Raw genomic sequence first — 25884 nt, 5'->3', positions numbered from 1 at the left:
ATAAGAATTACCTCCTTCTGAATTCTGCCGGTTCCGGGCCCCGGAGCATATGCCCGGGACATACCCGGGGTCCGGTCCCGGCTGTCAGGCATTTGCACCTGCGTTAACAATTAACATCTTGCTTTCCCTGTGAGGACGGACCAGCAGATATATGAATAATACCAGCATTGCCAGTGCCGCCGCTGTTCCGATCCCAAAGTCACCCGTGGTAATGAATGTACCCAGCTGGTAGATACACAGGGATGAAACATATGCCAGACCGGTTTGATAACCAATTGCAAACCAGGTCCATTTTGGATTGTTCATCTCTCGTTTGATGGCTCCCATCGCCGCAAAGCAGGGAGCGCATAAAAGGTTAAACACCAGGAACGAGTAGGCGCTCACTGTTGTAAAGCTGCCGGCCAGTGTACTCCATATCTCAGCCCCGTCCTCGGACACCTCGGCAAACCCGTAAAGGATCCCCAGGGTCCCCACCACATTTTCCTTTGCCACAAGGCCTGTGATGGCTGCCACTGCCGCCTGCCAGTTCCCCCATCCCAGAGGCGTGAAAATCCAGGCAATGGCGCTTCCGATATTAGCCAGAAATCCCTGGGATAGGTCCTCCGCCATCCCAAACCGTCCCTCCACAATGCCGAAGCTGGACGTGAACCAGATAAACATGGTGGATAAAAGAATAACCGTACCGGCTTTTTTGATAAAGGACCACCCCCGTTCCCACATGCTTCTGAGCACATTGGAAACCGTGGGCAGATGGTAGGCCGGAAGTTCCATGACAAATGGGGCCGGGTCCCCTGCGAACATTCTTGTCTTTTTCAGGATAATACCGGTACAGATGACGGCCGCAATCCCCACAAAATACGCGCTTGGCGCCACCCAGGAAGCGCCGCCAAACAATGCGCCTGCAAACAGCGCGATGATGGGAAGCTTTGCGCCGCACGGGATGAACGTGGTGGTCATGATGGTCATCTTCCTGTCCCTGTCATTTTCAATGGTGCGGCTTGCCATAATGCCCGGCACACCGCATCCCGTGCCGATAAGCATGGGGATAAAGGACTTACCGGAAAGACCGAACTTCCGGAAAATACGGTCCATGATAAAGGCGACCCTGGCCATGTATCCGCAGGATTCCAGGAATGCCAAAAAGATAAAGAGCACCAGCATCTGGGGCACAAATCCCAGCACAGCGCCAACGCCTGCCACAATCCCGTCCAGTATCAGGCTGGAAAGCCAGGGAGCGCAGCCCACTGTCTCCAGGAAATTCCCCACCACCACCGGTATGCCGGGCACTTCCAGACCAAACAGCGCGAATCCTTCTCCAAACACCCCGTCATTGGCCCAGTCCGTGGCCCAGGTTCCAACCGTGGTAACCGACACGTAGTAGACAAGCCACATCACCGCAGCAAAGATGGGAAGAGCCAGCCAGCGGTTGGTCACAATGTGGTCGATCCGGTCGGAAACACTTAGTTCCCGTCCTCTTTTTGTACTGTGACATTGTCCGATCATGGACGCGATATACGTATAGCGCTCATTGGTCATGATACTCTGTGCATCATCATCCATGGCGTCCTCAGCCCGTTTGATAATGGCCTCCACATTGGGTACCCGGTGCATCTGGACAGCGATCTTCTCATCCCTCTCAAACAGCTTCACCGCATAGAAACGTTTCTGGTTTTCCGGAATCTCATCATCCAGGTAACGCTCAATCTCCTCCAGCACGGCTTCCATATCCTCGCTGAAGCGGCGGACCGGCATAAAGGGGATTCCTGCACCTGAAAATACTTCCTCCGGTTCAGGTTCCCCTGACTTGGCAATCTCCACTACCTTTGCCGCGGCCCTGGACACACCTGCGCCTTTCAGGGCTGAAATCTCCACAACCGGACATCCCAGGTTCCGTTCCAGGGCTTTCACATCAATGGTATCGCCCTTCTTTTCCAGGATATCCATCATATTCACAGCTATGACCATTCCGATCCCCAGCTCGATCAGCTGGGTGGAAAGGTACAGGTTTCGCTCCAGGTTGGTCCCGTCCACAATGTTCAGTATGGCGTCCGGCCGTTCATTGATCAGGTAATTCCGTGCCACCACTTCCTCCAGGGTGTAGGGTGACAGGGAATAGATTCCCGGAAGGTCTACAATGGTCACATCTTTGTTTCCCTTTAACCTTCCCTCCTTTTTCTCCACCGTAACTCCGGGCCAGTTTCCCACAAACTGGTTGGAACCCGTCAAGGCGTTAAACAGTGTGGTCTTTCCGCAGTTGGGGTTGCCGGCCAGCGCTATCTTTATCGACATTTCCATACTCTCCTTCGGACTATGTATTAGTTTCAACTAACTCATATGTAATAAAAAATGTTCTTTCATATGTACCGCGCGGATCTAAACCATGATCTTATTGGCCATCTCCTTACTGATCGCAACCCGGGATTCCTTGATTCCCACGATCACATTGCCGTTGTTTACAGATATCACTGTAATGTGGGTACCGGGTACAAATCCCATGGACTCCAGATGACGCTTTACTTCCTCTTTGCCGCCAATCCGTATGATCGATACGACCTCGCCAACACTGGCCATTGTTAAAGGCATCATGATCACTCCTTTGCTCAGTAAGTTCATCCCTACCTCCGGCAGACTGCTTAAGGCGCGCGTATGCAGTATGTCATGCTAAGCATGACGTGCGCCGGGCACACATACGCCGGGGCGTACCTGAAGCTAACCATATAAACGAACATATATGCTAAAATATGCAGCAGGAGAAATTAGGTTCTCCTAACTGCATATATAGATTAGCATCTGCTAACTGAATTGTCAAGAAATTTTTTCAGTTTCTAATCCAGCTTGATCCCTGACAATGCCTGGGCAAATGCATTATTAACCGGTTCTTTGGCCTCTTTATTCTGCTGGTTCAAATAGTTTGCCACATCCCGTTTGGACACACCTGCCCCTTCCTTTTTTCTCCTGTCCTGGAAGGCGGAAAGCTTTTCCTTGTGCCCGCATCTGCACACAAAAATCTGTCCCTCCCCCTTGCCTCTTAATTCCATCTTCTTATGGCATACCGGGCAGCGTGCATTGGAGGTGCGGGAGATTGTTTCCCTGTGGCCGCACTCCCGGTCCTGGCACACCAGCATCTCACTGTTCTTTCCTTTCACGGCCAGCATCCGCTTTCCGCACACCGGACATTTTGTGTTGGTCAGATTATCGTGGCGGAAGCTGCCCTCCCCTGCCCTGATCTGACCGATCAGCGCCTGGGAATAGACACGGATATCAGACATAAAGGCCCCGCGCTTCAGATTCCCTTTGGCAATCCTTGACAGCTTCATCTCCCAGTCGGCGGTAAGCTCCGGCTTTTTCAGATCCTCGGGCACCAACTCCAGCAGCTGCTTGGCCTTGGATGTGAGATAAATGTCCTTTCCCCTCTTTTCAAGGAGAAAACTGGAAAACAATTTTTCAATAATATCCGCCCTGGTGGCAACGGTTCCCAATCCCCCAGTCTCCCCCAGTGTCTTTGCCATGGCCTTGTCCCTGGACTCCATGTAGGCCACCGGATTCTCCATTGCCGAGAGCAGAGTGGCCTCGTTAAACGGTGCCGGAGGTTTTGTCTTTCCCTCTGTCATGGACAGGGAAAGGACCGCGACCCTGTCCCCCTTTTTCAGGTCGGGAAGCTGCTGTTCCTTTACCGGCACCCCTTCCGCCGTCTCCTCATCATCCTGGGACTCCCCCTCGGCCCCATTGTCATAGGCCGCCTTCCAGCCCTGCTCCTTCACAATCTTACCCCTGGCAATAAAACTCTCCCCGCCAATCTGCACACTCACACTGGTCTGCTCATACTCAAAGGGCGGATACATCACTGCCAGGAACCTGCGCACCACCAGATCATAAATACGGCGCTCATCAATGGTCATGTGGTCCAGCTGTACAAACTGTTCCGTGGGAATGATGGCATGGTGGTCAGATACCTTTGAGTTGTCCACAAAAAAGGGCTTGGCCGGCAAAGCCTGCATGGCAAGCCTGCCTGCAAGGGCGCGGTATGGTCCTACGGCGCAGGCCTTAAGCCGCTCCTTCAGCGTGGGGATGATATCGCTGCTCAGGTACCTGGAATCCGTTCTGGGATAAGTCAGCACCTTATGGTTCTCATACAGGCGCTGCATGATATTTAATGTCTCCTTGGCGGAATAATCGAACCGTCTGTTGGCATCCCGCTGAAGCTCCGTCAGGTCGTAGAGCAGGGGGGCAAATGTCTTTTTCGGGGTTCGCTTCACCTGGGACACCACTCCCGTCTCCCCTTTCAGGTTCTCCAAAATGTTTTGGGCCAGGTCCCTGTCAAAGGTACAGAAGCTTCCCGATGCCTGGTTCTGCCATGTGAGGGTCAGCCCATCCCCCTTTGCCTGCAGGCCGTAGAAGGGTTTGGGCACAAAGCTGCGGATATCCGCCTCCCGCTTTGCGATCATGGCCAGGGTAGGGGTCTGGACACGCCCGCAGGAAAGCTGGGCGTTGTACTTGCAGGTCAATGCCCTGGTGGCGTTGATCCCCACCATCCAGTCCGCCTCGGCCCTGCACATGGCCGCATCATAGAGGCTGTCATACTCCTTTCCGTCCTTCAGGTTGGCGAATCCCTCCCTGATGGCCTTGTCCGTGACAGATGAGATCCACAGCCGCTTTATGGGCTTATTGCTGCCCGCTTTTTTCAGGATCAGCCGGGCAACCAGTTCCCCCTCCCTCCCTGCGTCTGTGGCAATGATGATGAGCCCCACATCCTTTCTGTGGATCTGGGTTTTCACCGCATGGTACTGCTTGGCGGTCTGCCCGATCACCTCCAGCTTAAACACATCCGGAAGCATGGGCAGGTCCTCCATCTTCCACTCCTTATATTTTTTGTCATAATCCTCCGGATCCGCCAGGGTGACCAGATGGCCCAGTCCCCATGTGACGATATAGCGGTCCCCCTCAATAGCTCCGTTCTGGTTCTTACCGCATTTCAATACCCGGGCAATATCCCGGGCAACGGATGGTTTTTCCGCGATTACAAGTGATTTCATCTTTCCTGACTCCTATACTTCTATTTTTGATCTATGTTTCAGCCGCCCCATCCTCTTTCCCCTTTTAATGCTCATCCCTTTCTTCTGGCGCCTATGATACTGGTGATTCTTTCCCTTGTATCCCAAAGCTTTTGCTTTACTTCCTCCAGACGCTCGTCCTGCATCCTGGCGAGGGGAGCGGAGATGCTGATCCCATAATTGTACATCCCCCTGTAGTCCGGCACACTGACGCCCACGCAGAACAGTCCTGCTTCCCGCTCTTCCCTGTCATAGGCAAACCCTGTTTTCCTGGTATCCTTAAGTTCGCTCAGAAGCCGGTCCAGGTCGCAGATGGTATGGGCCGTGTACTGCACAATATGGCTGTCCTGCCATACTGCCTTTACTTCCTCCTCAGACAGTTCCGCCAGTATGGCCTTGCCCACCGCTGTTCCGGCCAGCGGAAATTCCAGGCCCACATGGGAACCGGTGGCAAACATGTTGGCCGTGGGTGTAATCTTATCAATGTACCTGATGTTGGTTCCCGCCCGCTCCACAAAGTGTACGGTCTCCCTGCACTCCTCCGACAATGCGGCCAGATATGGATGGGCCAGCTTTACCGCGCTGTTGCGCTCCTGGATACAGTTGCCCACTGCCAGCATTTTGTAGGTGAGAAGGTATCTCCCGGTCTCAGCTTCCTGGTCTGCATACCCCATATCCACCAGGGTACCCAGCACCCGGTGCACCACAGTGGAATGAAGGCCTGTCTCATGGCCGATCTCCCGCACCCCCATGGCACCCTTTTCCGCCAAAAGCTCTATTACCTGAAATGTCCGCTCAACGGACTGTATTGTTTCCCTTGCCATATTCTGTCCCGCTCCGTATTCTGTCCCGGCCCTGCCTGGGCGGCCCGGTATTTGATATTCATTCAGTATCATAACACAGTTCCGATTCCGGTGCAATTCAAACACGCTCCGTTAAAAAAGGGCACCGCTGGCGCGGCACCCTTTTTGATGCGGCCCATGCACGGGCCATTTGGTTTTGTTTTATTATACTATGGACCGGTGTACCGCGGCCTGCTGCATTGCAGACTGCAGCATTGCGGTCTGGTGTACCGCGGCCTGCTACAGATGATTCACCGGATACATCACAGGCTCTCCCTTTGCAAAGCGAACTGCTTCCTCTGCGATCTTGCGCTTTAATTCCAGGGCTGATTCCTGGGAATACCATGCCATGTGAGGACTGCACAGGAAATTATCAAACTCAAACAGGGCGGCTCCCACTTCCATGGGTTCCTCTGAAACCACGTCCAGGGCAGCCCCTGCGATCATCTTTTCCTGAAGGGCGGTCAACAGGTCCCCCTCGTTGACGATCCCTCCCCTGGCTGTGTTGACCAGGTATGCCGTGGGCTTCATTTTCTTAAACGCCTCCATGTTGATCATGTTCATGGTCTCAGGAAGCAGGGGGCAGTGAACGGAGATCATGTCCGATTCCTTAAGCAGGGTATCCAGTGTCACGATCTCCACTCCCTCATGGACGCTTCCCTCCTCGTATACGGGATCACATGCGATCCGCCTGCAGTCAAAGCCCATCATCCTCTTTGCAAAGGTGCGGCCGATCCTTCCAAAGCCCACAATCCCCACGGTAGACCCGGGGATCCTGTGCACCGGAATAGCCTCCGTATAATTCCAGGTCTTGTGCTTGGTGCAGTCATTCATCTCGCAGATCTTGCGCGCCAGGCCCAGCATCATACCCATGGCCTGGTCGGCCACTTCGTTCATGCCGTAGTCAGGCACATTACATACCTGCACACCCAGCTGGGTCGCCGCCTCCAGGTCAATGGTATTCACTCCGACACCGTATCTGAGGATCAGCTTCAGTTCCGGCCTTAAGGCCTCCATCACCCGGCGGCTGAAGGGACCATACTGGGTCATCATGATCTCCCCGCCCTTGGCCTGTTCGATCAGGTCATCCTCTGTCTTACACGCAAGATGAGTATAGGTCATTCCGGCTTTGCCGAACACTTCCTCCTCCTGGATCATATTGTCGTGATCACAATCGGTTACAATGATCTTCATGGTCTTTCCTCCTAGTTATGAATCCTTATCTGCAGTCAACCAAAACCTTCACTGTCATCTCTGAAGGATCTTTGATCAGATCAAATACCTTCTCAGACTCTGCCAGCGGAACTATGTGTGTAACGATCTTCTCCAGCTCAGGAGCGATCTCCTTTGCGTACTCCACGGCCTGGCCGAACTCACGCAGTGTGTAAACACGGCTTCCCACCAGGGTCTGCTCCTTGAAGTTCACATCCTGCAGATTAACTGCATGGGGAACCTTATGTACACCGGTGAGACAGATCATGCCGCCAATGCGGCAGAGCTTTGTGACCTCCAGGGCTGATGGTTCGGAACCGCTGCACTCGAACACCACATCCACACCCACATGGTCTGTGGCCTTATTCACATAATCGACCATGCTCTCGTTCTTTACATTCACTGTCTCAAAACCAAATTCCCTGCACATGGCCAGCCTTGCCTCATCCACATCGGAGATAATGATCCTGGAAGCGCCTGCGTGCTTTAACACGATACCTGTCAGAATGCCGATGGGGCCTGCTCCGATGATGGCTGTTGTATCCCTGGTCTGGAAACGCGCCTGGTGCATGGTGCGGACGATCACTGCCAGAGGCTCGATCACTGCAGCTGCCTTGTCGGAAACTTCATCATCGATCTTAAACAATACATTCTCGTCACAGGTCACGTACTCCGCAATACCCCCGTCAACATCAATGCCGATCAGCTTTAAGGTCTGGCATACATGGGGAATGCCTGTCTTACATGCAAAACAGTGTCCGCAGGAGAGAAGGGGGTATGGGGATACCCTGTCGCCCACCTTAAACCGGCCGCTTCCTCCATTGATGGATTCAATGGTTCCGATAAATTCATGGCCCAGCACCAGGGGAGCCTTTGCCCGGGGATGCTTGCCTGCAAAAATACCAATATCAGACCCGCAGATACCGCAGTATGATACCCGGATCCTTACCTGCCCTTCCTTTGGCTCCGGTACCGGCATATCACGGACTTCCACTTTCTCTGGCGCTGCATATACTAATGTCTTCATAATCTGTAATCCTCCTTACTCCGCTGCACATGTTTTTACTTGGTTTTCACTTTGGCTTTGCTTTGTTTTCACTTTGGCTTTGCTTAATTTTTACTTTGGCCTTTCTTGGCTTAACTCACACATTTCACACATTCACACTTTACAACCGGCTTTTGTTCCGTTATTCGGAACAATGTTCCTATTTTTTATCTTATGAATTAATTTAACCACATTTTACCTATGATGTCAATATAATTCCTGCTGCTTTAGCAAAAAAATACACCGCATCCGGATAAACCAGATGCGGTGTTGGTATACTATTCCATAATATGTATAAAACTGTAAACTTCTTACTTAACCAGATATCCTCCGTCCACCGGGATCACGGCTCCGTTCAGATAGTCGGATGCAGGGGATGCAAGGAAAATAACAGCCCCCTTCATATCCTCCGGGGTTCCCCAGCGGTGTGCAGGTATGCGGTTTGTGATCTCCGCATATCTTGGATTGGACGGGTCTGTCAGCGCTGTGTTCATCTCCGTGTCCATATAGCCGGGTGCAATGCAGTTTACATTGATATTCCTGCTTGCCCACTCATTACAGAACGCCTTGGTCATCTGGGTAACAGCTCCCTTGGATGCAGCATATGCAGGCACGGTAAAGCCGCCGAAAAATGCCAGCATGGAGGAAATGTTAATGATCTTTCCCGGTTTCTCCTTGGCCATAAATTCCCTGGCCGCCATCTGGCACAGTTCAAAGGGTGCTGTCAGGTTCACATTCATAACTGCTTCCCAATCTGAAAGCGGGAATTCCTCACTCTTATGACGTCTCTGGATGCCGGCACAGTTCACCAGGATGTCAAGGCCGCCCATGGCGCTCACTGCTTCAGCAAATGCATCTGCCCTGGCCTGACTGTCCCCCAGATCCACCGCAATGCCATGGCACTTAAATCCGCGGTCACAGAACTGTGTGGCCACATCATGTACTTTCTCGGAACTGCCGAATATAACCACTTCGGCTCCAGCCTCCATCAGACCCTCGGCCATGCCGTGGCCCAGCCCTCTGGTTCCGCCTGTTACAATTGCTTTCCTGCCTGTAAGATCAAATAAATTCATTCTTTTACCCTCCTGGATGTGTGTGGTTCAGGAGCCGGTTGTGTGTGAAATGTTAAACTAAGAGTAACATCTTTTTCTGTAAAAATCAAGGGCTTTTACAATGAATGGGAGCTCATGGGGCTGAAGGCCCGGATGGGTATCACATTGGGGTAATTCACATCTTCATAGTAGTAATCCGCGATTTTTACCTCCACTGCAAACGCTTTCTTCATATTGTCCTCCGTAATCGTCTCCCCCGCTCCCCCGTAAAAGCTGCTTTTGTCCCGGTTTAATATCAGCGCTTTGTCCGCGATTTTTAAGGCATGGGCCGGATAATGGGTGTTGATAATGGCTCCTATGCCCCGGTTGGAGGACAGCTGCCTGATCATATCCAGAATGACCAGCTGGTTCTTAAAATCCAGATTGGATTCAGGCTCATCCAAGATGAGCATTTCCGGCTGTGTACAGAGTGCCCTGGCAATAAGGACCATCTGAAGCTCTCCTCCGCTCATCTGGCTGCAGGGTTTATCCATAAGAAAGGTAATGCCCACCTCCTCCATGGATGCTTTTGCCACCTCCATATCCTCCCTTGAGGGCTGGGCAAAAAGCCCCAGGCGGGCCGACCGTCCCATGACCACCATTTCCAGGGCCGTGTAGGACAAGGATATTCCCTTTGACTGGGGAACATAGGCGATCCGTTTCCATATTTCAGAATGTTTCAGTGTATTCATGGGAACGCCATCGATCCGGCTTTCCCCGGAGTCCCACTTCAGCAGACCCATCATACATTTTAAAAGGGTGGTCTTTCCCACGCCGTTGGGCCCCAGCACTGCCAGGACCTGATTCCCCTCCAGGTCAAAGGACACCTGGTGAAGGACCTGGGATGCCCCGTATCCGAAATTTCCGTTCCTTACCTCAAATCTCACAGTCTGGCACCTCCTGTCCTGCGTAAAAGTATGATAAAAAAGGGCGCGCCTATAATGGCCGTCAGTATGGACACCGGTATCTCCGCGGCCGTGGCCGCCCTGGACGCTGTGTCGATCACCACCATAAAGGCAGAGCCCAGACCCATGCTCACCGGAATGATCTTGCGGTTATCGCTTCCGTAGAGCATTCTGGCCACATGGGGGATCAGAAGTCCCACCCATCCCACCTGCCCGCACAGTGAAACGCAGGATGCGGTCACCAGGGTGGAAGCTGCCATGACCATTATCCGCAGTTTTCTGACATCGATTCCCAGGGCCCTGGTTTCATCCTCCTGAAGGGACAGGATGTTAAGCCTCCACCGCAGCAGGAACAAAAGCGCCACGCCCAGTAAGATCAGCGGGATCCCCACTGCCAGCCCCTGATAGGTGGCCCTGGACATGCTTCCCATCAGCCAGTATGTGATGGCAGGCAGGTCCTCGTCCGGATCAGCCACATACTTTACCAGGGATACCAGGGCCTGGAACAGGGATGACACCACCATTCCTCCCAAAACCACCATAAGGATACTGCTTTTTCCATTGAGCCTGCTGATCATGCAGGTTCCTGCCAGGGCTGCCAATCCCATGGCCAGGGCTGCCAGCTGCACCACGAACACATTTCTGGTAAACAAAAGGGCCAGCACCGCGCCAAAGGATGCGCCCGTGGCCACCCCCAGCGTATCCGGGGTAGCTAAGGGATTGGAAAACAGTGCCTGGAAGGACGCGCCTGATATAGACAGGCCCATGCCGGCCACAAGGGCCAGCATGATTCTGGGCAGCCTTACATGATAAACCACGGACCAGCCCTGGGGATCCACCTCCTGCCCGGTGAGGGGCGACACTAATATCTGCAGGGATTCCAGAGGCGATATATGATACCTTCCGATTCCAATACAGATAATAGTTACCGCAATGGGCAAAAGGAATATGACAAGGCTCATCAGGTTGTGTTTCTTTTTTATTTTCTCCATACCAGGCTCCTGCATTTAGTTCCCTGCCGCTTCCCTGGCCGGGTTAAAGATCTGTGTGATGTCCTCGTCCGACAGCGCCACATTGTAAAAACGCTCATAGTATGTGCGCACTTCCTGTTCCATGTCCACATCCGCAAACAGCTGGGGCTGGTTTTTCTGTGCCAGCCACCTTAATACCAGCGGTGTGTCTGATGCAGGCGGGAACCAGCGGTACATGCCCAGAGGGAACTTGTAGACCTTTCCTTCTTTTACCGCCTTCACACTGCTCCAGTCATGGCCTTCAATGGTGTTGTCATACAGGTCCTCAGGAAGATAGGGGCTGAAATTTGTAATATATATGATATCGGGATCCCACTCATAGATTTGTTCCATGTTGATCTCAGGCGTTCCGGTCAGGTCCGCGGCCACATTGATGCCGCCGGTGGACTCGATCCAGTACTGTCCAAAGAAATTGCTGCCCGAGGTTTTGATCACCCCGTTTGCGTAATTAAACAGGATCAATACCCTTGGCTTTTCTATGTCCCCTGCTCCATTTAGCACAGCCTGTACCTCGTCATATACCTGGTGCCCATAATCCGCGATCCCGGCCGCCTTATCTTCCTGGCCCAGTACCTCACCCAGGAGCTTTACCCAGTTTTCAAAGGTTGCCACACAGTCAAAGTCCCAGTTGGAGGTGGAAAACCCAACCGCAGGTATGCCTGCCGCCGCCAGTTTTTCGTATTCTTCCGTATTGTTGGCACTGTAGAACACCACATCCGGCTTCAGGTTCAGCAGTTCCTCAATATTCAGCTCCCCTCCCTGAAGGAAATCCGTGTTTACATCCAGTATGTCAGGCACCACCTTGGGCAGGATCGAATTCTCCGCCGCTGCCATGGAAGACGGATGGATGCCCACCAGCTTCTCCGCCGAGCCCTCAAACAGGCTGTACACGGAGGGAAGGGGCAGGAGGGACGAGATGACAATGCGGTTGATCTCTGCCGGAATCTCAATCTCCCTTCCCGTGTGGTCCACCACAATACGCGTCTCTCCCTCCGGGGACTGGTCCGGAGAATGGTCCAGGACCGTTTCCCGGGCCTGGGTGTCCTGGACGGAAGCGGTTCCTGCCGCACCCGAACCACAGCCAATGAGAGATATTGCCATACCTGCCGCCAGCAAGGCGGCTGTCACTGCATTTCGTTTGATCATTTGTTTATCCTCCCTTGAAACTATGTGTACTCTTGGAATCTCCCGGCACCCAGACCGATCTGTGTGGGGCCGGCGGAACATCAGCCCCAAAGACGGGTTCCGGGGAGACTCCGAGCGCACATCCATTGGTTAAAATGTACGCCTGCAACGCAGGCACTGTATTCCACTCCCAGTTTGCTGGATATCGCGTACTGGGCAATGGGTAAAAACTGTTTGTCTGAGCCCTCCTCCAAAAGAGGCTGGATGAAAGGGTCAGCTATGATCATCTCATAGTCCGGGCTGTTAACCGCCGCCCTGATCCGGCCCTCGTCCCCAAGGTCCATATCTCCGGGGGATGCCAGCGCCTGCTCCATTCCATACAGACACCCCACTGTCACGGACGTGAATCCAAAGTCCCTGTTCAGGGCATACCTGATGGAGTCCGACATCACCTGTTCCCCTATGATCAGAACGCGGGCGGAACTGCCGGTCGCGGATGCAGCGTCAGCCACGGATGTATCCGCCTCCCAGAGCATTTCCGTCCTGCCGGTCTGTGCCACCCTTTTTACAGCGGACAGCCAATCCTCCTGTCCCTTTTCCCCCACCGGAAAACCGCAAAGATAGGGGATGTGGAACCTTCGCTCCATATACAGGGCAGTCAGGTAACCAAATCTGGATACCGCCAGATTGACCTGGGCATTAGCGGCCTTTTTTAGATCCTCCAGGCTGTAATCCATTGCCAGGCACAGGCCTGTCTCGTACCCATTCTGTTTAAGACAAGTCTTAAGGCAGCTGATATTTTCTCCGTCCCCAAAATCCATGGGAAGGGCGCCCAGAATATTCACCCGGCCCTGCTGCATTTCCCCGGGTTGCGCAAACCGGTCCAGCAATTCCCTGGCTGCCAGGAAGGCTCCCCTGTCATAATACGCCGTGCCTGTAGTGTCAAAGCCAAAACCGGGAATCCCGGTCCGTTCCTCCAGTTCATATGCGATCCCTTTCAGATCCGCCCCGATCACCATGGGCACCGGGCTTCCCACCAGGGCCAGGAGATCCGGCTTTAAGTCCTTTGCGGCCGCCTCCATCTTTTCCATAAGTTTTTCATCATCCCCCAGCACCGCATCCATCTGCCTGAGCCCGGAACAGAAAATTCCGGATCGGGAGCCATACCACCTGGGATCATCATACCCCGTGTAATTTCCCGTACAGCCCGAGGCATCATGCATTGCCGTCACCGTGTCCAGGTCAAAGAGAACCGCTGAAACTCCGGAATAATCCGGGGAAAAGGGAGGAAGCCATATTGATAATTTAGCCATATCACACCACCAATCCGTATCCATTAATCATCTGTTCCAAATCCACCTCAGCCTCCATTGCGCCTTCCATTAGCCCCATGAGCCTGACGATCCCGTCATAGCCAAACATGCCTGCGTCATTAAACAGATCCGCCACATGCCTGGAGCCGGCCAGGTACGCCCCTTCCACACCGATTCCCAGGCTGTACTCCAGCCTGCGGGAAAACAGCACGGCGCGGTGATGTTCAGGCTGGCAGATCTCCACCTTGGGATGATTCCGTACCAGCCATTCCATATGTTCCCTGTCAAAGGGCATACAATCCTGGGCTTCCACCCGTGTCACCTGAAATCCGTAAGTAAGGAGCGCTTTTGCCATGCCAAAGGGCTGGACCGTGGCGGAGGCATCAATGATGACAGGAATATCCCCCACCCTCCGCCGCGCCCTCTCTACTGCTTTTAAAGCCCGTTCCCTGGCCGGGGCAAAGTCAAAGCAGTCCTCCGCATCCGGGGCAAGCAATTGCTTCAGCCTGGCATAGCCCCCCTCAATCTCTTCCATATCATAGGATACCGGAATAAAGACCCAGGGAATCCCCAGGCGTTCCTCCATCTGCCCGGCGGCCTGCCTTCCGGGCGGCCCAATCACAAGGTTGGCCCTGCTTCTGCTCATCTCCTGGTACTGTTCATATACAGTGTACCTGGAAATGTGGCGCAGTTCTCCAGCTCCGTATGTATTAAGGAAGGGGTAAAGTTCACTGGACAGGGCAACCGGCTCCAGGTTTCCCACTGCGTTTACTCCGCTGTCCCGGTCCTGTGCCGGCTCCAGAAGGCTGTACAGATTATTCTGGATGGATACGGGAGGCGGTGTTTTGGACCCCAGGGAAATGGGATTCATGTGGCAGACCCGAAACTGTATGCCGGGATAACTGTTTCCCAGCTCCTCCAGCAGTGCCTCGTGGTCTGTCCCGATGAGATCGTCCAGGCAGCTCACAAAGATAAAAAATACCTTTGGCTGTTTTTTCAGGGCCTCCAGCACATTCTTTACAGCCTCCGGTATCAGCGGGTCATATCCATCCACAATATCGCTCTGGCTGACATACAGGTAAAAAAGGCGGTCCTTCAGCCCCTGTTTCATGGCTCCTATTGCCCCATGCCTTCCGCAGGCACTGGGACATACAAACAGCTGTACGCTTTCCGGCGCCAGCATCCCGATCCTCACAACGCCCCAGTCTCCGTGACCCGGGGAAGAATAGTGAAGGGTATTTTCAAAGCAGCAGCTCATACTCCCGTCACCTCCAGTACCTTATCGGCCAGCGCCTGGTAGCAAGCTGCCATAGGGCTGTCCGGATATGCCTCTATCACTGTCATGCCCTGGTTTTCCGCCAGCTGTACCGACCGGTCCCGGGGCACGATGTGGAGGATCCCTGTTCCGTTCTCCTCCGCCGCCAGGCGCACCCGCTCGTCCTCCCCCTCCACATTTCTGGAGTTCTGGATAAAGCCTGCCAACTTTGCGTAACCCCTTTTTCCGAAATTGCGGATGGCGTGGGCAATATTGTCAGCCGCAAACAGAGCCATCATCTCCCCGGATGTGACGATCATCACATGGTCCGCATACCCGCCCCGTATGGGCATGGCAAATCCTCCGCAGACCACATCCCCCAGCACATCATAAAAAACAACATCCGGCTGGAACACCTCATATGCTTCCAATTCCTCCAGTTTTTCAAAGGCAGTAATGATGCCTCTTCCCGCACATCCGATCCCGGGGGTGGGCCCCCCTGATTCCACGCACACAATATTTCCATATCCCCGAAATGCAATATCCTCCAGGCTCACCGCCTCTTCTTTCTGACGTATCTGGTCAAGTACGGTGGGTATCTTTTTTCCCGCCATCAGGTTTTTCGTGGAATCAGCCTTGGGATCACACCCGATCTGCATAACGCGCAGGCCCCGGGCTGCCAGAGCCGCGGACAGATTGGATGTGGTGGTGGATTTTCCAATTCCGCCTTTTCCGTAAATTGCTATCTTCTTCATGGTTTTCCTCATTGTCCCTTCATTGTTATAGAAACATCTTTGCAGGTCAGCTGCAGCAATACAGTATGTCTTCCAGTTCCTTCCGGTCCAATATCCTGATCCTCCCGTGCTCCTGGCTGATCAGTTCCCGGTTCTGGAGCAGGGCCAGCTCCCTGAACAAGGAAGCGCGGCTGATTCCCAGTACGGATGCCAGTTCCTCCCTGGATTCCTCCAGACATACTTCCCCATGGCATTCCGGCTGCATCAGCAGGTATTGGATCAGCTTTTTCCTGCCCGACTGCATTGTAAGAAATTCAATGCGGCGGATCAAGAACTGCATTTTCCGATTACAGACGCCCGCATAGCGGATCGCCAGGGATCCGTTGGCTTCCATTGCCTCGATCAGCTTTGATTTTGGGATCATCAAAAGCGTGGTGTCGCTGCGGCATCTTAAGACCGTGGGAAGCTCCGTATCCGTAAACAGGTTGATGATCCCGAAGCAATCCCCTCTTTTTAACTGTGAAAGCAGGATCTCGCGCCCGTCCAGGGCAATGCTGTACACATCCACCCGGCCCGAAACAACGAGTCCCAGAATTTCCTGCCCTTTCTGCCTGTCACTGATGATCTGCCCTTTGTGACATTTCCTCACCTTCATACAGTCAGCGGAAAGCCCGCTGTCACGGAGCAGGGAAGAGGCACAAACCGCCTCCTGGATTTCTTCCTGGCACATTGGTCCTCCCCTCCTTATAGAGTGCGATATGGGTTAGTTATGTTTTACTCTAATTAGTTTAAACTAACCAAAATAGTAACATACCGCCATTTAAATATCAAGAAAAAAAATTCTCTATAAGGTCTCACCTGATACTGACGGAATCCATGCCTTCTGGTATGCTGTTTTCCAATTAAAAATGAAAGAAGGTACCTGACATGCCCCAGAAAACCATTCTTTTCTCCGGCTCATCTGCTGTGGGAAAGACGTCCGTGCTCCGCACCCTCCTTCCCTATATGCGGGAGAAAGGGGAATCCCCCATGGTCTGCAAGATCGACTGCCTGATGACAGAGGATGCAGCGCTCTATCAAAGCATGGGGATCCCGGCAGTCTCAGGAATCAGCCGGGACATCTGTCCCGACCACTTTCTGGTGTCCAATCTGCCGGAACTGTGGGATTATGCCGACCGGCAAAACTGCAGTCTTCTCTTTATTGAGACAGCCGGTCTCTGCCACCGGTGCTCCCCTGCCACGGTTCATTCCATTGCAGGCTGCATCCTGGACTGCACGGCCAGCTGCCGCGCTCCCGGGCAGCTGGGTCCCATGCTGCTTCAGGCGGATTTTATCGTCCCAACCAAAACCGATATGGTATCCCAGGCTGAACTGGAGATCATACACTGGAACCTGAAGGAGCTGAATCCAGGCGCCAGGATCTTTCCCGTGGATGCACTGGCAGGCTACGGTGTAGAATTCCTGGGGGACTGGCTGCTGTCCCTTCCTGACAGCGCGGGCTTTGAACATGACTGCCTGCGCCACACCATGCCGGCCGGTGTCTGCTCCTACTGCGTAGGGGAACAGAGGGTGGGCAGCTCCTTCCAGCAGGGTGTGGTGGGGAAAATCGACTTTCAGGAGGTATTGTGATGAACCAGTTAACCATCCATCCCGGCCGCGGAAAGGATCAAAGGCCGGAAGCATTTGCCCCTTTGGTCCTGGGACCCGGAGATCTGTGCGCGGTGGCAGGCAACACGGGGTCAGGCAAAAGCAGACTGATCAAGGATATCGAACAGCTGGTAAACGGGGAATCCCCAACCGGAAGGCGTATCCTCTTAGACGGCAAAGCCGTGCCATTTGGAAGCCGCCAGTCCGTCTCCGGCCGGCTTGTGGCCCATCTCTCCCAAAGTATGCGGTTTGTGCTGGACCTGACGGTGATGGACTTTCTGGCTCTTCACTGCCGCTGCCGGGATCAAACCGGCCTGATGCCCAAACAAATTCTGGACATGGCCAATACCATCACACCGGAACCTGTGTTTTCCTCTGACCACCTGAACCTGCTCAGCGGGGGGCAGAGCCGGGCACTGATGATTGCCGACATTGCGCTGGTGTGTGACAGTCCGGTAATACTGATCGATGAAATAGAAAATGCCGGGATCGACAAGAAAAAAGCCCTGCACCTGCTCACAAACAGTAAAAAGCTGGTGCTCATCGTCACCCATGACCCGCACACGGCCCTGATGGCCCGCAAAAGGATCATTATGGACAACGGGGCTGTCCGGGCCGTGCTTGCACGCACCCCTGAGGAGACCCGGCTGTTTGCCCGTCTGGACCAGGTGTATGAGGAGCAGATGCTCCTGCAGTCCAGACTGCGGAAAGGAGAAACCCTTATATGATCAAGATCCAACTCTACTGGAATAATATCTGTATCCTGCACAGGCAGGAGCTTGTTTTTTTAGACCGGATCCGGTCCGATCTCAGACAAAAGGGGATTGACCTCAATGTCCGCTGTTTTGGTCTGGGATATTCCCACCATATGTCCGAATACCTGATGGAGCCGGAAGCAATCCTTCCCGATATTGTGGTGTCCGCTGATTTGGAGGTCTTTGAGGACCAGAGGATCTACATCCGTCTCGCAGAGTCAGGCCTGCACCCCCTGGCGAACTGCCTGCCTGTAAAACAGGCGGAATGTGTCCGCCGGCTGCACCGCAGTGACTGCCTCCTGCCCTATTTGGCAATCCCTCTGGTGTTTTTTGCGGACAGCCGTAAATTCGGAGGCAGCGATTCCATCTGCCTGGACCAGCTGGTAAAGGAGGGATACCCTCTGACCTTTGGGGGTGTGGAAAATTCCGCGGCCAAGACCGTGGTAAAGACCATCTGGGAATCCTGCGGACCGGACAATGCCAGACGTTTTCTGTCCAACTGCACCGTGACCCACATGCCCATACAGGCATTTCAGAGTGTGCGGACAGGGGAAGCCGCCCTGGCACTGGTCCCCTCCGTGTATGCGCTCCGTGCGGACGGCAGGCAGAAAAAGGCATTCTGGCCCGCAGACGGAGCCGTGGCCGTGCCCTCATACATATGCGCCAGGAAGACCATACCGGAGGATGCCGCCTTAACTGTGATCAATGCGCTCCGGGCTCCGCAGATCAGTCATTTCTATGTGAATAACGGCCGCCTGATCAGCTGCAGTCCCCAAAGTCCCAAGGATATCTGGATGTCTGATTCAGGTCTCCTGCGCCTTCCCTCTCCCGGCTTCCTGGAAACCCTGACCGCCGGATCCTTTTATGAGCTGTATCGAAACTGCCTGGGCACGGAGACAGCGACATCGGCCTGAAGATAGTTTCGCCGCCCGGGACCAAGCTGGCATAATACAGAAAATTCTGGTACAATGGAACAATGGCGGAAGGTACAGCTGTCAGAACCCAATGTTCAGCCACGCTCTGGTGCATGATCTACGGTATCGTCAACATAACAGCAGCCACAAAAAGGGATTCCCGGATGCCCCGGGCATCCCTTTTTTATACAATCCAACGGCCTGGGCTGTCCCCCATCGGCCAAGGCGGATTCAACATACAAGTGTCATATCATACAAGAAATCCCGTCCAAACCGTGATACACTTACCCGTAGCCGTGATACGCCCGCCATAGCCATGATACCCCCCGTCATAGCCGCGGGACACTGCCTGAAGCTGCGGGACACTCATCATAGCCCATAGCGCCGGTATTCACAGCAGATCAGATTACGTCAGGAGGAACATCAAATGTTACAGGAACAAGAACAGCGCCATGTGCACTATGACCGCGACTTGGAAATAGAAGCCTATCAGCTGAGCGGAATCGTACAGAAATTCCCCAACCATTTTCATGATTTCTACGTCATTGGGTTTATTGAGGGAGGAAAGCGTCATCTCTGGTGCAAGAACCAGGAATATGATGTGAGTACCGGGGATCTGCTTCTGTTTAATCCCAGGGACAACCACTGCTGCGGACCGCTGGACGGGGAGCCCCTGGATTACCGTGCCGTGAACATCAATCCCCAGGTGATGGAGCGGTTTGTTAAGGAGATCACCGGAAAAGACTTTAAACCTTATTTCACACAAAATGTGGTTTACCGAAGCGAGATCGCCCGGTCCGTGGCCACTCTTTATGATTCCATTCTCAGGCATGCGGCCAGGTTTGAAAAGGAAGAGACCATGTTCTTTCTTCTGGAACAGGTCCTTCAGGAATACGCCTCCCCCTTTGATGAGGAAGCCGTATCCCGTCCCAACCCGCAGATCCAGTCCCTGTGTACTTATATGGAGGAGCATTTCTCAGAAAATATCTCCCTGGATGAGCTTACTGAGATGACTACCTTCGGCAAATCCTACCTGCTGCGGTCTTTTACCAAACAGGTGGGCGTCTCCCCCTACCGTTATCTCCAGACCATACGCCTGGACAAGGCCAAGCATTTCCTGGAGCAGGGGATCCCGCCCGTGGACGCTGCTGCCATGGCAGGCTTTTCGGACCAGAGCCACTTTACCAACTTTTTTAAGGAATTCATCGGGCTGACACCCAGACAATATCAAAAAATATTTTCAGATCCATCAGAACCGGCCAAGCCGGAAAAGGAGCCGCGTCATGAACTATGAAAAAACACCCGCCGGCCATCTGGCCGCATTTGTCACCATCCTGATCTGGGGGACCACCTTTATTTCCACCAAGGTGCTTTTAAGATCCTTTTCCCCTGTGGAGATCCTGTTTATCCGTTTTATCATCGGATACCTGGCCCTGTGGATGGTATGTCCCGGAAACCTTGTCCTGGATTCCCGGAAACAGGAATATCTCTTTGCAGCAGCAGGCCTCTGCGGCATCACCATGTACTATCTTCTGGAAAATATCGCCCTCACCTTTACACTGGCATCCAACGTGGGCGTCATCATCAGCATTGCACCCTTTTTTACAGCGATCCTCAACTGCCTGTTCCTGGGCGGATCCAGGCCGGGAAAGCGCTTTTTTACAGGCTTTCTTCTGGCCATGGCAGGCATCTGCTTCATCAGCTTCGGAAGCAGCGCGGCCCTGTCCATCAACCCCGTGGGTGATGTCCTGGCAGTGGCTGCCGCTGTCATATGGGCCGTCTATTCCACCCTGACAAAAAAAATAAGCGCCCTTGGCTACGGCACGATACAGACCACAAGGCGCACATTCTTTTATGGAATTTTATTCATGGTTCCCGCAATCCTAATCATGGACTTTCATGTTACCCTGGACCGGATCATAAATCCCCTGAACCTCTGCAACCTTTTGTTCCTGGGGCTGGGCGCATCCGCCCTGTGCTTTGTCACCTGGAACCTGGCCGTAAAGCTGCTGGGTTCCGTAAGGACCAGCGTGTATATCTACATGGTTCCGGTCATTACCACGGTCAGCTCCGCCATCATATTAAAAGAGCCCGTGACCATAACCGCTGTCTGCGGCATCCTGCTCACGCTGGCAGGACTCTTTTTGTCGGAGCGCAGGTCCTAGAGCGCGCAGTCAGCTTCTACGCCTGCATGACCCGCTGGATATGTATGGCCAGAAATCCCCTCTCCTCCGGCGCCACTTTAACGCCCAGACGCTGTTCCATATTTTGGCAGACATGGTCTGCCGCCTCATAGGTCCTGGGGAAACTTTTCTTTGCATAGTCCTCCATATCCAGATTGGCCCGCTCCCCTTTTCTTGTCCGGGCTATCATATAGCGGATATGGCTCACAAGCCGGTTATATCCCAGGGTGTCCGAAGCCAGGCCGAAGTCCATCTCTTTCTCAATCAAACGGATGCTGTCCTGCACCAGCCTGGCGACCTCCATGGCTGCTGCCACATTCTCCCTGGAAAGCCCGGCGTGGATGTGCAGGGTAATATACCCCACCTCATCCTCGGATATACTGACTCCTGCCAGTTCCTTTATGATCCCGATTCCCTCCGTGGCGGCCTGGTATTCCCCGGCAAAGAGCGCCTTTATATCATACTTAAAGGGATTGGGCAGCTCCCTGTTCTCCCTTGCCCGGCTTACGGCCAGGGCAATATGGTCCGCCATGGGGATCAGGATATCGTGGCTTAAAGGACCCATGGCAGACTCGGCCGCCTCAATGATCCTGCCCGCAGCCTCAATGAACACAGGGTCTATGCTGTTCACCTGCTGCAGGGCCGATGCCTGTCTGCTCACCAGCTCATACCGCTTCGCCTCCCCGGGAGATTCCATCCGCTCACCGGTCTTATGCCCAAATCCAATGCCGTTTCCCAGAAGAATGACTTCCCGGCCGGATTCCCCGTCCAGAACCAATAATCCATTATTATTTAAAACCTTTATTACTCGGTACATAAAAATCCTCCCTGACAGGACCGATCCTTTTATTTCGTACTCATCTCAGCTTCCATTATACATAAAATCCATGAAAACATCTACTTGCAGGAAGGATTTTTATGATCTGGCCATCAGTACCAGGCGATTTCTTCCAGTGCCTTTACATCTCCAGTTTTTTCCATGTGGATCTCCTGCCCTTCCTTCAGGCCGGTAAACACTGTCATACATGCGTCTGAAGCCGCGTGTTTCCTGATAAATTCCAGGTCAAACTCCATCAGCTTATGGCCCTTTTCCACCTTTTGTCCGTCCGTGACAAAGGTTTCAAATCCCTTGCCGTCAAGTTTTACCGTATCCACGCCCACATGGATCAGATACTCCATGCCCTGGGCATTCCTAAGGCCAATGGCATGCTTGGACGGGAACACAAACACCACCTCACAGTCCTCGGGGGCTACCACCTGGCCGTCCGAGGGAATGACCATGTATCCATCCCCCATGGCCCTGCTGGCAAATGCCTCATCCGGAGCCTCCGTAATGGGGGCCGCTGTTCCGTTAAATGGAGAAAGAAGAATGCGGCGGCCTGTGTGTGGAATGTTGTCCTGATCAGGGCCTGCATCCGGCGTCCGGTCCGGGCTGCCGCCTTCCCCGTCATGCTTCACGCTGTCCTTACCGCCATTGTTTTCACTGCCGCCGTAAAGAGCCGTCTCCTTTATCTTTGGCGCATGCTCCAGATAATGCTCCAGATTGGCTTTGATCACCGTCACGTTAGGCCCGTAGATCACCTGTATGCCCTGGCCCTTTTTAATTACTCCCACCGCTCCGGTGGCCTTTAACAGCTTCTCATTCACCAGCTCCGGGGTATCCACAGAGCACCGCAGACGGGTGGCACAGCAGTCCACAGAAGTGATATTACCGGCTCCTCCCAGACCTCTTGCAATGGCTGCGCTGGCCTGGTCCTCATCCTCTCCGGCTTCGCCGCCATCCCCTGCACCTGCAGACTTTCTGGCATTGACGTCCGCTTTGGTGTACAGCTTTGTCTCCTCATCTTCTTCCTCCCTGCCCGGTGTCTTCAGGTCAAACTTCTTGATCAGGAAACTGAAGATAAAATAATATAAAAGGAAATAGATCACGCCCACAGGCAGGATCCTTATCCAGCTGGTCTTTGCATTTCCCTGAAGGATGCCGAATATGAGCAGGTCCAGGAAGCCTCCTGAAAATGTCAGCCCCACCGCGATGTTCAGGATATGGGCGATCATATACGCGCTTCCGGCCAGGATCACCTGCACTACAAACAGCATGGGCGCTACAAACAGGAAAGAAAATTCAATGGGCTCCGTGATACCGGTGAGCATACAGGTCAGGGCCGCTGAGAGCAGAAGCCCGCCCGCTGCCTTTTTCCGCTCCGGCTTTGCGCATCTGTACATGGCAAGGGCAGCGCCCGGCAGGCCGAATATCATAAAAATAAACTCACCGGAAAAGTACCGTGTTGCGTCCGCACTGAAATGTACCACATCCGGGGATGCCAGCTGGGCAAAGAATATATTCTGCCCGCCCTGGATCAGATTCCCGTCCACCACCATGGTACCCCCCACGGCGGTCTGCCAGAAGGGCATATAGAACACATGGTGCAGTCCAAAGGGGATCAGGGAGCGCTTGACGATTCCGAAGATCAGGGTTCCCAGATAACCGGTCCCCGTTACCAGGCCTCCCAGGGCATAGATCCCGTTCTGTACGGCCGGCCATATAAAATACATAAGGATTCCCACTCCCACATATACCACGGTGGAGATAATGGGTATGAACCTGGAACCGCCAAAGAAGGAAAGTGCATTTGGGAGCACGATCTTGTGATACCTGTTGTGAAGCGCCGCCACACCCAGGCCCACGATAATGCCTCCGAACACCCCCATCTGGAGCGTCTGCATCCCAAACACGCTGGCAACCGTTCCCTCCAGCACATCCGCCGCAACACTTCCGTCCGGCAATACCTTGCCCGTGATGGTAAGCACCCCATTGATGGATACGTGCATAACCAGAAATGCGATCATGGCTGAAAGGGCTGCCACCTCTTTCTCCGCCTTTGCCATACCAATGGCAACTCCCACCGCAAAGATAATGGGCAGGTTGTCAAAAATAACGCTTCCGGCCTTGCTCATAATAACCAAAAGAGCGTTTAACATGGTTCCGCTTCCCAAGATTCCCTGCAGTCCATAGGTTGCAATGGTTGTCTCATTGGTAAAAGAACTGCCGATCCCCAAAAGCAGCCCGGCCACGGGCAGTACTGCAATGGGAAGCATAAAGCTGCGGCCCACCCGCTGAAGTACACCAAATATCCTGTCTTTCATTTTCCATTCTCCTGTCTTTTTTCATTCTTTCTTTATTCCGTGTCCTGATCATACAGGCATCAGCCATAACCTTCCTGCTGCCGGCAGTATGGGCGGCACCCGATATGTACAGTATTGACCACACAAAGCATTACCCATACACATCACATGATCCGCACATGCAAAAAAGGCATTAACCATAAAGAACACTGCTTCCAATGTTCTTTCATAGTTAATGCCTGCATTACCAGTAACACGCTCTCTTTTTAATTGCGCATTTAGTATAAACAATATCCTATCAAAATGTCAATGAGAATTGTGCAACAAAATCCTTGTATGTTTTTGTACATCTTCACCAAATGCTGCGTGTTCGTTACTCAGCCCTTTCCACCGTGACAATCACATACTCACAGTGTTTGCTGGTACGCACAGGATATGCCCAGCCAGCAATCCCCGAGGATACGATTACCTGCAGATGGTTCATCATGCGGTATCCATAGTTCAACTCCACCATCCCCGTCCCCTGGCTGATAAGGCCGGATGGCCAGATCTGCCCCGCATGGGTATGGCCGGACAGCATCAGGTCGCAGCCGGCACGGTCTGCTGCCTCCAGTTCACAGGGCTGGTGATCCAGCAAAAGGATGAACTTGTCCTGATTCATATCTTCTGTCAGTTCCTCTATGCTCTTTCTCCTCCCTCCCCTTGGGAATGAACGGTCATCCCGCCCAACCACCTGAAGTCCGCCGGGAAGTTCCGCCTTCTGGTCGGCCAGGATCCGGATCCCGGCGTTCCTGACCGCGTCCTCCAACTGCTCTGCGGTAAAATTCGGATTGCCTGCATAGCGTGTTTTGTCATGGTTTCCATGAACAAAAAATGTACCCATGGGACTTTGGATGGAACCAAGGATTCCCATGGCTTCCTCCATCTGCTCCCTGGTGGTCCCCTCATCCACCATATCCCCGCACAGAACCACCATATCCGCTGAAGCGTCCTGAATGATATCCGCATACTCCCGAAGCTTTTTTGCTCCCATAGTGGTGCCGTAATGCAGGTCGGAAACCAGGGCGATCACATATCCCTGGTCTCTGATGTCTTTCTCTGTTTTTATGCGGTAATCGGTCCGGATCACATGGTTCATATTCCAGTACCCGTATCCCACCGTCAGGGCAGTGCACAGGATCGGAATAATCCCGCAGCGGTAAAGACCGTCCCATCTGTCCGGACTGTTTTCTTCCCCTAAGGCAGTCTTCCGGCGGCCGCTCATCTGCCGGTCTGCCGTCCTGCGTCTTCCCCTATGACGGCCCGCCGGCCTGCGTTCTCCCATATAACGGCCCGCCGGCCTGCGTTCTCCCATATGACGGCCTGTCAGCCATCGGATAACAGCATGCACCAGCTCCATGCAAAGGGCAAAACCAAACAAATGCAGCATCACGATTGCCCAGATACTGCGCATATTAAGGGTTAGAAGCGCTGCCCCGCCTGCGCAGAAGCCTGACAGCAGTCGTGTGGCCGTATCCCCTTTCTTTTTCCTCAGCCAGCCGATCATACGCCTGAAATAAACATAAAAATACACGCCGATCACTGCCAGCACCCCAATGAGAATCCCTATCCATATCATACGTACTTCCAGCCTCCTTTAGTGAAGTCCCGTCTCCGCT

22 protein-coding genes are annotated in these 25884 nt (G+C 53.4%); 5 read left to right on the top strand and 17 right to left on the bottom strand.

Annotated elements, in window-relative coordinates; genetic code table 11:
• Nucleotides 1–84: 84 nt before the first annotated feature.
• The 14 genes from feoB to ABID13_RS24820 form a co-directional block, all read right to left on the bottom strand.
• Nucleotides 85–2289: a ferrous iron transport protein B gene (gene feoB, locus ABID13_RS24885; protein ID WP_007860965.1), complete on the bottom strand. Its 2205-nt coding sequence runs from the start codon at nucleotides 2287–2289 to the stop codon at nucleotides 85–87.
• Between the two features lie 84 nt (nucleotides 2290–2373).
• On the bottom strand, nucleotides 2374–2583 hold the full coding sequence (locus ABID13_RS24880) for a FeoA family protein (RefSeq protein ID WP_040415764.1): 210 nt from the start codon (nucleotides 2581–2583) through the stop codon (nucleotides 2374–2376).
• Between the two features lie 242 nt (nucleotides 2584–2825).
• Complete coding sequence (locus tag ABID13_RS24875; protein ID WP_007860969.1) at nucleotides 2826–5033, bottom strand: DNA topoisomerase III; 2208 nt, start codon at nucleotides 5031–5033, stop codon at nucleotides 2826–2828.
• 71 nt (nucleotides 5034–5104) lie between these two features.
• The gene (locus tag ABID13_RS24870; RefSeq protein WP_007860977.1) at nucleotides 5105–5947 is read right to left on the bottom strand and encodes an IclR family transcriptional regulator; all 843 of its coding nucleotides are present in this window, start codon (nucleotides 5945–5947) and stop codon (nucleotides 5105–5107) included.
• Between the two features lie 186 nt (nucleotides 5948–6133).
• Complete coding sequence (locus tag ABID13_RS24865; RefSeq protein ID WP_007860979.1) at nucleotides 6134–7087, bottom strand: C-terminal binding protein; 954 nt, start codon at nucleotides 7085–7087, stop codon at nucleotides 6134–6136.
• 25 nt (nucleotides 7088–7112) lie between these two features.
• On the bottom strand, nucleotides 7113–8132 hold the full coding sequence (locus ABID13_RS24860; RefSeq protein ID WP_007860980.1) for a zinc-dependent alcohol dehydrogenase: 1020 nt from the start codon (nucleotides 8130–8132) through the stop codon (nucleotides 7113–7115).
• Nucleotides 8133–8461: 329 nt separating this feature from the next.
• Nucleotides 8462–9223 carry an SDR family NAD(P)-dependent oxidoreductase gene (locus ABID13_RS24855; RefSeq protein ID WP_045092814.1) on the bottom strand — a complete coding sequence of 254 codons (762 nt, stop codon included), beginning with the start codon at nucleotides 9221–9223 and terminating at the stop codon, nucleotides 8462–8464.
• 95 nt (nucleotides 9224–9318) lie between these two features.
• Complete coding sequence (locus tag ABID13_RS24850; RefSeq protein ID WP_007860982.1) at nucleotides 9319–10128, bottom strand: ABC transporter ATP-binding protein; 810 nt, start codon at nucleotides 10126–10128, stop codon at nucleotides 9319–9321.
• A complete protein-coding gene (locus ABID13_RS24845) occupies nucleotides 10125–11138 on the bottom strand; it encodes a FecCD family ABC transporter permease (protein WP_007860983.1) in 1014 nt (337 codons plus the stop codon). The genes ABID13_RS24850 and ABID13_RS24845 overlap by 4 nt, the downstream gene beginning before the upstream one ends.
• A 15-nt stretch (nucleotides 11139–11153) precedes the next feature.
• Nucleotides 11154–12323 (bottom strand): ABC transporter substrate-binding protein, encoded by a 1170-nt coding sequence (locus tag ABID13_RS24840; protein ID WP_007860984.1) that lies wholly within the window; start codon nucleotides 12321–12323, stop codon nucleotides 11154–11156.
• Nucleotides 12324–12403: 80 nt separating this feature from the next.
• Nucleotides 12404–13615: a nitrogenase component 1 gene (locus tag ABID13_RS24835; protein ID WP_007860985.1), complete on the bottom strand. Its 1212-nt coding sequence runs from the start codon at nucleotides 13613–13615 to the stop codon at nucleotides 12404–12406.
• Between the two features lies 1 nt (nucleotide 13616).
• Nucleotides 13617–14873 carry a nitrogenase component 1 gene (locus ABID13_RS24830; protein WP_007860986.1) on the bottom strand — a complete coding sequence of 419 codons (1257 nt, stop codon included), beginning with the start codon at nucleotides 14871–14873 and terminating at the stop codon, nucleotides 13617–13619.
• On the bottom strand, nucleotides 14870–15625 hold the full coding sequence (locus ABID13_RS24825; RefSeq protein ID WP_048929735.1) for a nucleotide-binding protein: 756 nt from the start codon (nucleotides 15623–15625) through the stop codon (nucleotides 14870–14872). The genes ABID13_RS24830 and ABID13_RS24825 overlap by 4 nt, the downstream gene beginning before the upstream one ends.
• Nucleotides 15626–15671: 46 nt before the next feature.
• Nucleotides 15672–16334: a Crp/Fnr family transcriptional regulator gene (locus tag ABID13_RS24820; RefSeq protein WP_007860990.1), complete on the bottom strand. Its 663-nt coding sequence runs from the start codon at nucleotides 16332–16334 to the stop codon at nucleotides 15672–15674.
• 197 nt (nucleotides 16335–16531) lie between these two features.
• Here ABID13_RS24820 and ABID13_RS24815 point away from each other — a divergent pair, with 197 nt between their 5' ends.
• From ABID13_RS24815 to ABID13_RS24795, 5 genes are all read left to right on the top strand, one after another.
• Nucleotides 16532–17233, top strand: a complete 702-nt coding sequence (locus ABID13_RS24815; protein WP_007860991.1) for a GTP-binding protein — start codon at nucleotides 16532–16534, stop codon at nucleotides 17231–17233.
• Nucleotides 17233–17979, top strand: a complete 747-nt coding sequence (locus ABID13_RS24810) for an ATP-binding cassette domain-containing protein (RefSeq protein ID WP_007860993.1) — start codon at nucleotides 17233–17235, stop codon at nucleotides 17977–17979. The genes ABID13_RS24815 and ABID13_RS24810 overlap by 1 nt, the downstream gene beginning before the upstream one ends.
• Entirely contained in the window at nucleotides 17976–18920 is a 945-nt protein-coding gene (locus ABID13_RS24805) for an ABC transporter substrate-binding protein (protein ID WP_048929734.1), read from the top strand. Before ABID13_RS24810 ends, ABID13_RS24805 begins: the two co-directional genes overlap by 4 nt.
• Nucleotides 18921–19347: 427 nt before the next feature.
• The gene (locus tag ABID13_RS24800) at nucleotides 19348–20214 is read left to right on the top strand and encodes an AraC family ligand binding domain-containing protein (RefSeq protein WP_007860997.1); all 867 of its coding nucleotides are present in this window, start codon (nucleotides 19348–19350) and stop codon (nucleotides 20212–20214) included.
• Entirely contained in the window at nucleotides 20204–21085 is an 882-nt protein-coding gene (locus ABID13_RS24795) for a DMT family transporter (protein ID WP_007860999.1), read from the top strand. Before ABID13_RS24800 ends, ABID13_RS24795 begins: the two co-directional genes overlap by 11 nt.
• 16 nt (nucleotides 21086–21101) lie before the next feature.
• Here the strand turns inward: ABID13_RS24795 and ABID13_RS24790 are convergent, their stop codons facing one another.
• The 3 genes from ABID13_RS24790 to ABID13_RS24780 form a co-directional block, all read right to left on the bottom strand.
• On the bottom strand, nucleotides 21102–21920 hold the full coding sequence (locus ABID13_RS24790; RefSeq protein ID WP_007861002.1) for a PRD domain-containing protein: 819 nt from the start codon (nucleotides 21918–21920) through the stop codon (nucleotides 21102–21104).
• A 113-nt stretch (nucleotides 21921–22033) separates the two neighbouring features.
• On the bottom strand, nucleotides 22034–24247 hold the full coding sequence (locus tag ABID13_RS24785) for a PTS sugar transporter subunit IIABC (RefSeq protein ID WP_048929733.1): 2214 nt from the start codon (nucleotides 24245–24247) through the stop codon (nucleotides 22034–22036).
• 352 nt (nucleotides 24248–24599) lie between these two features.
• Nucleotides 24600–25844 (bottom strand): metallophosphoesterase, encoded by a 1245-nt coding sequence (locus ABID13_RS24780; RefSeq protein WP_048929732.1) that lies wholly within the window; start codon nucleotides 25842–25844, stop codon nucleotides 24600–24602.
• Nucleotides 25845–25884: the final 40 nt, after the last annotated feature.

Source organism: Enterocloster citroniae (assembly GCF_040545455.1).
GTDB lineage: Bacteria > Bacillota > Clostridia > Lachnospirales > Lachnospiraceae > Enterocloster > Enterocloster citroniae.
This window is presented reverse-complemented; position numbering and strand designations above follow the sequence as displayed.